General features: G+C 61.5%; 10 protein-coding genes and 1 pseudogene. 5 read left to right on the forward strand and 6 right to left on the reverse strand.

The annotated features are described in order from the left end of the window. The first annotated feature begins 132 nt into the window (after positions 1 to 132). The 3 genes from NW860_RS02075 (at position 133) to NW860_RS02085 (ending at position 1,929) form a co-directional block, all read left to right on the forward strand. Complete coding sequence (locus tag NW860_RS02075; RefSeq protein WP_414512095.1) at positions 133 to 492, forward strand: ureidoglycolate lyase; 360 nt, start codon at positions 133 to 135, stop codon at positions 490 to 492. A gap of 129 nt (positions 493 to 621) precedes the next feature. Further along, complete coding sequence (locus tag NW860_RS02080; RefSeq protein WP_414512097.1) at positions 622 to 777, forward strand: hypothetical protein; 156 nt, start codon at positions 622 to 624, stop codon at positions 775 to 777. Between the two features lie 6 nt (positions 778 to 783). Beyond that, positions 784 to 1,929, forward strand: coding sequence for a CAP domain-containing protein (locus tag NW860_RS02085; protein ID WP_414512098.1), 1,146 nt, complete (start codon positions 784 to 786; stop codon positions 1,927 to 1,929). A gap of 232 nt (positions 1,930 to 2,161) precedes the next feature. On the opposite strand, the gene purD is transcribed toward NW860_RS02085, so the two are convergent. Together purD and NW860_RS02095 are read right to left on the reverse strand one after the other, a co-directional pair. After that, positions 2,162 to 3,475: a phosphoribosylamine--glycine ligase gene (gene purD / locus NW860_RS02090; protein ID WP_414512100.1), complete on the reverse strand. Its 1,314-nt coding sequence runs from the start codon at positions 3,473 to 3,475 to the stop codon at positions 2,162 to 2,164. Positions 3,476 to 3,693: 218 nt separating this feature from the next. Beyond that, on the reverse strand, positions 3,694 to 4,983 hold the full coding sequence (locus tag NW860_RS02095) for an HD domain-containing protein (RefSeq protein WP_414512102.1): 1,290 nt from the start codon (positions 4,981 to 4,983) through the stop codon (positions 3,694 to 3,696). A gap of 81 nt (positions 4,984 to 5,064) precedes the next feature. Between NW860_RS02095 and NW860_RS02100 the strand changes: the two genes are divergently transcribed. Continuing rightward, positions 5,065 to 6,078, forward strand: coding sequence for an SGNH/GDSL hydrolase family protein (locus NW860_RS02100; protein WP_414512105.1), 1,014 nt, complete (start codon positions 5,065 to 5,067; stop codon positions 6,076 to 6,078). A gap of 18 nt (positions 6,079 to 6,096) precedes the next feature. On the opposite strand, the gene NW860_RS02105 is transcribed toward NW860_RS02100, so the two are convergent. Together NW860_RS02105 and dapA are read right to left on the reverse strand one after the other, a co-directional pair. Continuing rightward, entirely contained in the window at positions 6,097 to 7,953 is a 1,857-nt protein-coding gene (locus tag NW860_RS02105; RefSeq protein WP_414512107.1) for a ribonuclease J, read from the reverse strand. A 168-nt stretch (positions 7,954 to 8,121) separates the two neighbouring features. Continuing rightward, positions 8,122 to 9,042, reverse strand: coding sequence for a 4-hydroxy-tetrahydrodipicolinate synthase (gene dapA / locus NW860_RS02110; RefSeq protein ID WP_414395145.1), 921 nt, complete (start codon positions 9,040 to 9,042; stop codon positions 8,122 to 8,124). A 207-nt stretch (positions 9,043 to 9,249) separates the two neighbouring features. Here dapA and NW860_RS02115 point away from each other — a divergent pair, with 207 nt between their 5' ends. After that, on the forward strand, positions 9,250 to 9,876 hold the full coding sequence (locus NW860_RS02115) for a nitroreductase family protein (RefSeq protein ID WP_414394834.1): 627 nt from the start codon (positions 9,250 to 9,252) through the stop codon (positions 9,874 to 9,876). Here the strand turns inward: NW860_RS02115 and trpD are convergent. Together trpD and NW860_RS02125 are read right to left on the reverse strand one after the other, a co-directional pair. Further along, complete coding sequence (gene trpD / locus NW860_RS02120) at positions 9,873 to 10,904, reverse strand: anthranilate phosphoribosyltransferase (RefSeq protein ID WP_414512109.1); 1,032 nt, start codon at positions 10,902 to 10,904, stop codon at positions 9,873 to 9,875. The genes NW860_RS02115 and trpD overlap by 4 nt on opposite strands. A 32-nt stretch (positions 10,905 to 10,936) precedes the next feature. Further along, positions 10,937 to 11,313: pseudogene (locus tag NW860_RS02125) on the reverse strand (hypothetical protein); the annotation flags it as partial.

Below are 11,313 nucleotides of genomic sequence, written 5' to 3' on the forward strand. Positions count from 1 at the left end.
CCTCTCGGTCCATTCCGCCCTCCATGCTTAACCCACAAAATACGCGACACTACCAACTTTGCCCCTTACGGGCAGGCGATCTACCCTGATCCCGACGACAAGCCTTTCGACAGCTAAGATGCCCAGTTGTTTTTGAATCAGGGCCAGCCCCGCTTTTACCTCATGCGCTTGCTCCGTCCTGGCCTCAAGTTCAGCCAAATAACCCGCCACACCCGTTGCACCCAGTGCCTAGGATCCCTGCACGGCAAGGAGTGGTTCATCGCCGTCGCGCTGCCTGCCGACGAGCTGCAGGTGGACGGGATTCAAGCTTTTCGAGTGGCTGGCGACTGCTTCATCAAACTGGAGCTGGGCACCTGGCACGCTGGCCCCTACTTCGACGGCGAGGAGTTTATCGACTTCTACAACCTGGAGCTGGCTGACACCAACATCACCAACCACGAGACAATCGACCTGCTCCAGACCCACAACCTGGAGTTTCAGATCATCCCTTGAGCAGCCAGATTCGGCAGCCAAGACAAATAGGTGCGGGGATCCGTGGCAGCACTACGACAGGAGCCTTGGCACTCCCCCCTATGGGATAAAACGGAGTCAAACCCAGCGGCGTCTTGGAGATTTGTTACTATGGCTACACTCCAACCTACCCCAGGAACCGGCAAGCTCTTGAGCACCCTGGCTCTGTTCCTGTGCCTAGGGCTGTTGTCTGCCTGCGACGGGAGCAGCGGCAGCACGGTTAGCCCCCCTAGCCTCACTCCCACCCCCACTCCCGCTGGCCGATAGTTTTGCATGCGCTGGCAGCGGCTGCTTGGCTTAAAGCAGCGGTGGGGGGTAGGGCTGGTCATTCTGCTCTGCCTTGGTCTCTTGACGGCCTGCAATGGGGAGGGATCCCCCACGGCTCCAGAGCCTCCCCGGGCAGGGGAGCTGCCAATTGCTAGCTTTCTTTGCCAGTTGGATCGCCAAACCCGCACCTTTGCTGGTCCCATCTACGCCGAGCAGCCTCAGGCTGCCATCTGCAATCCCGGTCGCCTCACCCCAGCAGCAGCCCAGAAGATGATGGATCGGTTGAACTTTCTGCGGCTGTTGCACAAGTTGCCGCCGGTGAAGCTCAATCCCGAATTCTTGGAGGCCGCTCAGCAGGCGGCCCTGCTGCAGGTGGCCAATGGCGCCCTCAGCCACCAGCCACCTCCCTCTTGGCGCTGCTTGACTCCCGCCGGAGAGGCAGGAGCCCGCTTCAGCAACCTGGCCATTGGCCCAATTCTGGAGCTGAACGGCCCTGACCCAGGGCAGGTGCTGGCCCGCCAGGTAGATATCTACTTTGCAGAGCCGGGCCGAGAGAACTTTGTAGATGTGGGTCACCGCCGCTGGAACCTCTATCCCCAGTATGCCCAAGGAGCCTACGGCATCGTCTTCGACCCGCGGGCCGGACGGGTAACTCAGGCCAATGCCAATTGGATCTTCGGCTTTGACGAGTCGGTACCGGATCCTGAGTTTATTGCTTTCCCAGAAAGAGACGGCTACCTGTACCGCCTTGAGGGGTTTTCCGGCCAGCCTTTGTCCGCCTACCGCTGGTCTTTCTCAGTGCCCAGCCGCGGCGGCTTGTCTGACCTCAGCCAGGCCCAGATCCGCATCACCGATACCCTTACCGGCGAGGCGGTGCCGGTTTGGGATATCCGGGTTGGGGATCCCGCCTTTGGCCTAGAAACCCTCACCTACTCGGTGGGATCCATTCAGCCCAATCGACCCTACTTCTTTGAGATCAGCGGCATCCGGCTCAAGGGTGGGCCGCCGCGCACCTATCGCTACACCACCACCCTCTACGACTGCGACCCTCAGGCCGCGCCAAGGCCCGCTGCCTTGACGGAAGGGCTAGGGATCCCACCTCGCTGGCTTTGGCGGGAGGATCCCTTGAACTTCCGCTGGTTCTCTCCGTAGCTGAGCCTTAACTTGTGGCCCTGGGTTGGGGTCTCAGGAATCTCGCCTTCGCTGGGAGAAACTCCGGCAAGCCCCTTTCTTGTCTACTGTTGAGAAAATCAACGGAAAGTTGAGATTTCGATACTATCGTTGCTGCCTCGTCATCAGAGAAGCTAAGGTTTAGGTATCAAAGCTTTTTTAAAAACTGCTTTAGGGGCCCTGGAGAAGCGACCTCTCTGGGGCCATGATCTGCCTACGGATCGGGCACCACACCTAGGCGGACCTTCGGCCCGAGGGCGCGGCTGCCAATGTCGGAGCGGTAGTGGGCTTTGGGGAACTGCACCTGCTCCACAGCGGCATAGGCTTGGCGCAGCGCTTCTGCCAGCGTTGCCCCTTGGCCGGTAAGACAGAGGACACGCCCACCCTCGCTGAGAAGCTGCTTGCCCACCTGGCGAGTGCCGGCATGGAACACCAGGGCTCCGGTGGCGGCGGCAGCCTCTAGGCCGGCAAGGGGGATCCCTCGCTCGTAGCTGTCGGGGTAACCGGGGGCGGCCATGACCACACAGGCGGCATAGCCGGGCTTCCACCGCAGCTGAAGATTGGCCAGTCGCCCCTCGATGCAGGCCAGCAGCACCTCGTCCAGAGGGTTTTCCAAGAGGGGCAGGATAACCTGGGCTTCGGGATCCCCAAAGCGGCAGTTGTACTCCAAGACGTAGGGATCCCCATTGGGCGTAATCATCAGGCCAGCGTAGATCACCCCTTGGTAGCGAATGCCCCGCTGTTGCAGCGCCTGCAGGGTGGGATCCAGCACTTGTGCTTGGATGCGGGCCAGCAGCTTGGGGGTGACCAGGTGATCTGCCGGGGCGTGGGCCCCCATGCCGCCGGTGTTGGGTCCAGTATCGCCATCGCCAAGGCGCTTGTAGTCTTGTGCAGGCAGCAGCGGCAGGCAGATCCGGCCATCCGTCAGGGCCAGCACCGACACCTCCTGGCCGACGAGGAACTCCTCGATGAGCACCCGCTCGCCGGGCTTGGCCAGGGCCGCCTTTAGGGCCTGCACGGCTTCTTCTCGGCTGTGGGCAACGGTCACCCCCTTGCCGGCGGCCAGCCCATCTTTTTTGATCACGACAGGATAGCTATGTTCGCCTGCCGGAGTCCTGGAATCCAGGTAGGCCAGCGCCTCGGACAAGTCGGCAAAGCCCACAGCCGGAGCCGTAGGGATCCCTGCTTCCTGCATCAGTTGCTTAGCCCAGAGCTTGCTTCCCTCCAGTTGGGCGGCGGCGCGACTGGGGCCAAAAATGGGGAGCCCCGCTGCCTGAAAGGCGTCCACAATTCCCTCCACCAAGGGCAGCTCCGGCCCCACCACCGTCAGGCGGATCCCTTGCACGGTAGCAAACCGCACCAGTCCCTCGATGTCCGTGGCGGCCAAAGCCACCGGTTGACAGCGATCCATCTGCTGGGCGCCGCCGTTGCCAGGAGCCCAGTAGACTCGAGTCACCTGAGGGGACTGCAATAGCTTCCAGACCAAAGCGTGCTCCCGTCCCCCAGAGCCAATGACCAAGACTTGCATGGCGCTAGGGTTTCCCCGATCGCGTCAGCGGGACGTAGTCCTTACATTCCCCATTAGACCATGTTCCCGTAGCTCTTCCGTTCGCGTCAGCGGGACGTAGTCCTTATTCAACGGCAGCGGATCCCAGGTGCATGCCCTTTCGCGTCAGCGGGACGTAGTCCTTACAGCCGCAGCGCCAGCAGGACAATGGCCAGGGCCCTCAGGGCTAACATAACCCTTTAAGCAGACAGCGCCCCTTCTACAAGATCGCTGTAGGGGCGAGGGAAGATGAGCCAAACCTGGCCTTGGGTTTCCACTAGGGCGCGCACCAGCGGCGAGAGCTGGGCAATTTCTACGTAGCCGTCCTCGGTTTTGAGTTGGATCCCTTGGTCGTAGAAGCTGTAGCCCTGGACGTGGGCGGAGCGAATTCCCAAGTAGCTTTCTGGATCCAAGCCATCTCGCTGCATCTTCTGGCTCAGAGTTGCCACCAGCTCTTGGCGTCGCTCTTCTGGCAAGCGGGTGATGTTGCGGGCTTTGAACAGATCCCGCTCCAGGTAGCGCCGCGCCAAATCGGCCAAGATGGGATCCCTCCCCGACATGGCCCAAAAGCGAAAAGGGTAGCTGAACATCACATCGTCAGCGGCCAAATAGAGGGGCAGAGGCAACTCGAAGGGATCTCCCTTTTGCGTCGCCAGCGCGGCCCAGCACCAGGCCCTCAAGATGGGATCCAACTCGATCTCCCCCTTTTGCAAGAGCACCTGCGCCCGCTTGAAGAGGCGATCCAAAATAAAGCGGGCACACAGGCTCTTGGGGTGCTGGTACACTTGGGTGTACATGAAATAGCGCACCACCAGATAGTGCTCGATGGCTCCTAGGCCTTTGCGAGCAGGAATGCAAAGGGATCCCGTCTCCGGGTCGTAGTCCAACACGGTGAGGATGCGATCCAGATCTAGGTGGCCGTATTGGGCGCCCGTAAGCAGGCTGTCCCGCATCAAGTAGTCGAAGCGGTCACAGTCCAGTTGGCTGGCAATAAGCTGCCCCACCAGCGGCAGGGGGAATTGTTTCTGCCACACCTGCTCCAGTTGAGCCGGCAGCTGCGGGTCAAACTCCGCCACCAGGGTGGCTATCTGGGGATCCTCCCGCACGATGCGCGCCGTCCAGATCTCGTGGCGGCAGCCGAAGATCTCCTCGCCCGCATGGCTAAAGGGGGCATGGCCAATGTCGTGCAGCAGAGCGGCAACCAGGGTGACGGCGCGGTAGGGGCGCAGCTCTGGGTAGCGGCGGGCCAACTTGTCAAACAGCCGCCGCGTAACCTGCAGCACTCCCACCGAGTGGGTAAAGCGAGATCCCTCGGCGCCGTGGAAGGTAAAAAAAGCCGTGTCCAACTGGCGGATGCGACGTAGGCGCTGGAAGGCCGGCGTGTCGATAAGACGAATCAGCAAGGCCTCGACCGGATCCCCGCCATCCAGGCTAATGGCGCCGTGTAGGGGATCGTGGTAGGTGCGGGACTTGCAAAAACGCAGCGCCATACTCCCACCATACTCGCTGGCTGGCGGATCTTTGGTTAGCTTGGCTGGGGGGCTTCCCCACCTCTGCAGCAAAGCTACCCTATGGGCTCCTCTTTGCAACTGGCTACGCAAGCGCCCTCGCCCCCAGACCCCAGAACCGGTGGGTTGCTGCTTTCTATGGCCATCTGGACGCTGGGTTGGGGGCTGACCGCTTGTTCTCCCCCTGCTGTTGTCGTGCCCAGCTCGACCCCCCTCACCCGCTATGTGGCTTTGGGAGCCAGCGATGCCGTTGGCTTTAACGCCTCCATCTCCTGCGATGGCCCGGCCAACGCCGCCGGCACCCGCCCGCAGCGCTCGGAGCCCCTGGATTGTCCCAACGGGACGGGGTATGTCCCGCGCCTAGCCCGCCTCCTGCCGGGGCAGGTGGAGCTCATCAACTTGGGCCGCTCGGGAGCGGTGCTCAGCCCGGCCATGCAAGCTCTAAGGGCGGGGATCCCCGCCAACGTGCTCCAGGATCAAGTGCCGCGCATCCCCCCCGACGCCACTTTGATTACTATCTGGGTAGGCGGCAACGACACCAACGCTATTGTCTTGGCAGCAGCCCAACGCGCCCTGCAGGGCGAGGATCCCTTAGCCTTTATTGAACGCCAGATCCAACAGTTTGCCGCCGACTACCAAACTCTGCTCCAGGCGGTGCGGGCTCGCGCCCCCCAAGCTCGCCTGGCAGTGGCCAACCTGCCCAACTTTGCCCTGATTCCCCTAGGCCAGCAGCAGCCCAGCGGCCTGCGGCAACTTTTGGCTCTAGTCTCCGTCAGCCTTAGCCAACGGGCCATCAACCCCCTGAGCCAACAGGGGATCCCCGTAGTGGACTTGCTCTGCGATCCCCGCTCCTACCGCCGCGAGTCTTTCTTCCCCGGCCCGCTGGCGGATGGCTTTCACCCCAACGACCGGGGATATGCCGATCTGGCGGAGGCCTTCTTGAGGATCCTAAAGCAGCCCCTCCCGCCCCAAAACCGCTGCCCGCCCTTTAGCGAGGTGGGATCCCTTTCTCCAGAGGCAAAGGCAGAGCTCTCCCCTAGAGGCTTGCTGGGGCCCAGTCCAGGAGAGAAGCTCTGAAGAGCCAGCCACCCAGTCTTACGATCGCGTAAGCGGGACGGAGTCCATAGCCGCCACCGCCGCTGAGGAGCGCCGCCGCCGTCCTAGGGCCAGCTGGGCTTCCCCAACCGGCAGGGAAGCTACTGGCACAGACTCCTCTTCGGGCGACTGCACAAAGACCAACACTGTCGGCTTGCCGGGCAGTTGTTCCCGCACAAAGCGGCGCACCACTTGCTCCACCTCCGCCTTAAGGCCGGCCCAGTCAACCTCAAGGCTCCCCCGCTCCAGCGATCGGGCAAAGCGCGGCCAAGCTTGCTGGAGGGTGTCCTCTACCAGGGGTTTTAGGTCGGATCCCTTAAAGTTGCCCTCTCCCGCCAAGCCCAAGTGCTGCACCTGAGGCGTACAGAGCAGCCTGCCCCTGCCATCCAAGCTGATGACCACCGTCACTACCCCATCTCTGGCCATTTGCTGCCGTTCTTGCAGGATCTCGTCCATCAGCACCCCATCGTGGGAAGCGGTGATCATCTGCACCCCCGCCGGCACCCTGCCGACAACAGCGATGCGCTCCTGGTTAACCTCCACCACATCGCCGTTGTTGATGATCACGATGTTTTCCCGCGGGATCCCCATGCTCATTGCTGTTTCGGCGTGCTTGACCAGCATGCGGTATTCCCCGTGGGTAGGGACGAAGAACTTGGGGCGTGTGAGGGCAATCATCAGTTTCTGGTCTTCCTGGCAGCCGTGGCCGGAGACATGCAGCCCCTTGTCTTTGCCGTAGATAACATTGGCCCCCAGCTCCATCAGCTTGTCGATGACTCGCGTTACCGCCAGCGTGTTGCCGGGAATGGGGTTGGCCGACCAAATCACGGTATCTCCTGGCTTGATCTGCAACTGCGGGTGCTCGCCATTGGCAATGCGGGTCAGAGCGGCTAGAGGCTCGCCTTGGGAGCCAGTGGTGAGGATGATGACCTTGTCGTCCGGCAGGCTGTTGATGACATGCATGGGCTGCAGCGTCTCGTCTTTGCAGCGGATGTAACCTAGACGCCGCGCATGGGCCACTACATTTAACATCGAGCGACCCAGCAGAGACACCACCCGGCCTTGCTGCTCGGCAATCTGCAACACCAAATTGAGGCGATGCACCGAAGAAGCAAAGGTGGTGATAATCACCCGTCCTTTGGCTTCCGCAATGGCTTTGGTAAGGCCCGGCACTACTGCGGCTTCAGAGGGAGTAAAGCCGGGTACCTCAGCGTTGGTGGAGTCGCTAATTAGACAAAGCACGCCCTTTTCCCCATGCTCGGCCAGCCGATGGAGGTCAAAGCGTTCGCCATCCACCGGCGTGTGGTCGATCTTGAAGTCGCCCGTCTGGATGACAACGCCCACCGGCGTGTGCAAGGCTATCGTAAAGCTGTCGGCGGAAGAGTGGGTATTGCGAATGAATTCGGCAAAGAAGTTCTTGCACAGGGGCACAATATCCCGCGGCCCAACTGGGCGCAATTCCGTCCGATTCAAAAGGCCCACATCGCGCAGTTTTTCCTCCAGCAGGGCCAGTGCTAAGCGCGGACCATAGATGACCGGGATGTCAAATTCCCGTAGGTGGTAAGGGATCCCGCCGATGTGATCTTCGTGGCCATGGGTAACCACCAGTGCCCGCAGCTTGTCCCGGTTTTGCTTGATATAGGTCATGTCTGGCAGCACGATGTTGACCCCGTGCATCGTCTCATCGGGGAAAGCCAGGCCAGCATCCACCAGGATGATGTCGTCTTCGTAGCGGAAGACCCAGGTGTTTTTGCCGATCTCCCGCTCCCCGCCTAGCGGGATCATCTGCAAAGAGGAAGTGGGCCGGGCTGGAGCAGCTGCTGACCGAGAGGCAACTGAAGTCCGTGGTGTTCGCATAGACGCTGTGGATCCTCTAGATGTAACGGTTTGTAACAATCAAGCCAACCAAAACCCCTCCAGACAAACCCCGCCAGCCAAGTCAGCGGTGCTAGCTGAATTTGGCTACTAGGACCTGTCCATTTTCCAGTCGGGAAAATGCCACGAAAGCCCCCTAGTTAGACAGAGTCATGAAGCTTTTGCTGCTTTTTGTTCAGATCCCTGGGCCCCATCCAGTAGTCCCATCCCTTGCAGCACTTGTCGCAAAACCTGTAGAGAGCTGGCTTGCAGAGGCGCTAGCGGAGGGCGCACCCGACCTACTTGCCAACCCTGCATCTCTAGCGCCGCCTTGATGGGAACGGGGTTGGTCTCGATGAACAAAACCTTAAACAGCGGAAGCAGGCGGAGATGGTGAGCCAGGGCTTGTTCGGGCTGTCCTCTGTGGTAGCTCTGGATCAACTCCTGAAGCTGTAGCCCAACCAAATGGCTAGCTACGCTGACTACTCCTCTCCCCCCCAAAGACAAAATCGGCAAGGTCAGCGAGTCATCTCCTGAGTAGATGCTAAAGCGGGAGGGGGTAAGCCGCCGAATTTCAGAAACTACGTCCATGATACCACTAGCTTCCTTGATGGCGACAATCGTCTCCATCTCCGCCAATTGCGCCACCGTTTCCGGCTGTAGGCTTACCCCCGTGCGGCTGGGGATGTTGTAGAGCATGATGGGCAAGTCGCTGGCTTGGGCAATGGCCTTGAAGTGCTCGTAGAGCCCCGCCTGGGTGGGCTTGTTGTAGTAGGGCACCACTTGGAGAGAGCCATCCAGGCCCAACTGAGCCGCTTTTTTGGTGGCTTCGATGGCCTCGCGGGTGGAGTTGGAGCCCGTGCCAGCGATGACCTTGGCTCGGCCAGCCACGGCATCTCGCACCACCCGAAACAGCTCGTACTCTTCTTGCCAGCTCAGGGTGGGAGACTCGCCAGTGGTGCCACAGACCACCAAGCCATCGCTGCCGTGGGTTACCAAGTAATCGGCCAAGCGAGCGGCTTCTTCGTAGTTGATCTCCCCCTCAGGCGTAAAGGGAGTCACCATTGCCGTCAGCACGCGCCCGAAGTCCACCGCTTGCCTCTCCCCCTCAACCACACCGCTTGCTATTGGCTACTTCGAGGTTCCCCAAAGGGGCTGGGGGCATCCAGCTCCAATCATCCCTTTATCATACCTGCCTTCGGGAGAGGGATCTTGCTGAGGCCCTAGGCTGGATAAGCTGGATGAGAGAAGGCGATTTTGTCCTCGGTTTTCTGGTAGCAGCTCTTCTCGAGGATCCCCATGGACGTCCTAGCTGCCCTCAAAGAGCGGATCTCCGCCGACAAGTTTGATCCCAGCCGCCGCCTGTCGGAGGCGGAGATCCAGGAGCTGGTTGCCTATGCTACGGAAGCTCCCTCCTCCTTTAACATCCAGCACTGGCGGTTCGTAGCCGTCACCGATCCTGCAGACAAAGAGCGCCTCAAAGCCCTGGCCTACAACCAACAGAAGGTGGCGGACGCGGCAGTGGTGTTCATCGTCCTGGGGGATCTGCGGGGGTATGAGAAGCTGCCTGAAATTGTCCAAAGAGCCGTCGCTGCGGGCCTCCTCTCCCCGGAAGGGGCGGAAAGCTGGGTGAACATGGCCCAAGCCACCTACGCCAACAACCCCACTTTGGCGCGGGATGAGGCGATTCGCTCCGGGGCCCTGGCAGCCATGGCTTTGATGCTGGCGGCGCAGGCAAAGGGCTTGGCAAGCGGGCCAATGATTGGCTTTGACCCAGAAGGGGTAAAGCGGGAGTTCGGCATTGCCGACCGCTACGTGCCGGTGATGCTGCTGGCGGTGGGCTACCCTGCACCGGGCAACCTGCCGCGCAAGCCCCGCCTAGGGGTAGACGAGGTGCTGGCTTTTGGGCGAGGGCGGGAGTTTTAGGAAGCCAGAAAGTTGACCAACTTTTGCAGGCGATCCCAGGCGGCGCCGCTGGCAAGGATCTCCCGCGCTCGGTCAATTCCAGCTCTCAAGTCAGCCACAGCTCCCGCCACCTGAAGCGCCAGCGCTGCATTGAGGGCCACCACATCCCGCTGGGCAAGCTCGCCGCCTCCCTGGAGGAGGCGGGTGAGGATGGCAGCATTTTCCATCAAGTCCCCTCCCTGGAGAGCCTGGACGGGTGCGGGCGTGAGATCGTAATCCCGCGGGTTCAAGACCTCTAGGTGTAGGGATCCCTGGGAGAGAACGCCCAGGTCCGTGGGCTGAGCGAGGCCAGCTTCGTCAAGGCCTTCCCGGCTGTGGAGTACGATGGCTTCTTCCCGCCCCAGCAGGCGCAGGGCCTCGGCCACCACCGGCACCAGCTCCGGCGCGTAAACCCCGATAACCTGCCGGTTGGGGTAGAAAGGATTGACCAGGGGCCCCAGCAGGTTGAAAACGGTGCGCACCTTGAGAGCCCGTCGGTAGGGAGCTACTGCCCGCATAGCTGGATGCCAGTGGGGGGCAAAGAGAAAGGTAATGCCCACTTCGGTAACCGCGGCCCGCACCTGCTCTGGCTTGGCGTTGAGGTTCACCCCCAGGGCCTCCAGCACGTCTGCCGAGCCCACCTTGCCAGAGGCCGAACGGTTGCCGTGTTTTGCCACCGGGATCCCGGCAGCGCTGACCACAAAGGCCACGGCGGTGGAAATGTTGAAAGTGCCAGCCCCGTCCCCGCCGGTGCCGCAGGTATCCACCAAGAGGGGCAGATCCAGCGGCGATCCCAGAGAAGCCCGTTGCAGCACCCGCGCCATGCCGGCCAGCTCGCTGGCGCTCACCCCCTTGGCTTGGAGAGCTGCTAGGATTGCCCCCGACACCACCTCCGGCACTTGGTTGGTGAGCCAGCCGTTCATTAACTCTTCTGCCTGGGCCTCGCTAAGGGATTGCCGCTCCAGCAGTTGGCCTAGAAGCTGGGGCCAAAGGTCAGCCGTTGCCGTCATGGCTAGGGACAAGTCTTGAGAAAGCCTTCACCCTAGTATGCCCTGTTTGGGCTGCTGCGATCCCGCAGCCAAGGGATCCGGGACAGGGGCAACTGCCGCCAGATCCCTTCGCTCCCCTTGGGATCTAACCAGCGCCAGGCCAACAAGCCCGCCGCCGAGAAAAAGGCCAAGGCCCACACCAGCGCCAGGGCCTTTTGTACCCCTGCTAGGGTCAAGCCTAGCGGAGATCCCCGGGATCCCTGGCTGACTGGAGAAGGCGGTCGGGCCGAAGGACGAGAAGAGAGCGGCGTGGCGGGAAGGAGAGGCCGCGGCAGCCGTCCCAAAGCCCTGGCCACCGCCTGGGGTCGCTGCTGCTGGCGTACCCAGCGGTTGAGCTCGGCTAGAGAGATGGCGCAGAGGTTGGAGACCC

It is taken from the genome of Synechococcus sp. F70.1 (assembly GCF_047502745.1).
Taxonomy (GTDB): Bacteria; Cyanobacteriota; Cyanobacteriia; order Thermostichales; family Thermostichaceae; genus Thermostichus.

Excerpts from the sequence above, each read along its gene's own strand:
- NW860_RS02095 (WP_414512102.1), bottom strand. The coding sequence starts at position 4,983 with ATGGCGCTGCGTTTTTGCAAGTCCCGCACCTACCACGATCCCCTACAC.
- NW860_RS02100 (WP_414512105.1), top strand. The coding sequence starts at position 5,065 with ATGGGCTCCTCTTTGCAACTGGCTACGCAAGCGCCCTCGCCCCCAGAC.
- trpD (WP_414512109.1), bottom strand. The coding sequence starts at position 10,904 with ATGACGGCAACGGCTGACCTTTGGCCCCAGCTTCTAGGCCAACTGCTG.
- NW860_RS02115 (WP_414394834.1), top strand. The coding sequence starts at position 9,250 with ATGGACGTCCTAGCTGCCCTCAAAGAGCGGATCTCCGCCGACAAGTTT.
- NW860_RS02105 (WP_414512107.1), bottom strand. The coding sequence starts at position 7,953 with ATGCGAACACCACGGACTTCAGTTGCCTCTCGGTCAGCAGCTGCTCCA.
- NW860_RS02080 (WP_414512097.1), top strand. The coding sequence starts at position 622 with ATGGCTACACTCCAACCTACCCCAGGAACCGGCAAGCTCTTGAGCACC.
- purD (WP_414512100.1), bottom strand. The coding sequence starts at position 3,475 with ATGCAAGTCTTGGTCATTGGCTCTGGGGGACGGGAGCACGCTTTGGTC.
- NW860_RS02085 (WP_414512098.1), top strand. The coding sequence starts at position 784 with ATGCGCTGGCAGCGGCTGCTTGGCTTAAAGCAGCGGTGGGGGGTAGGG.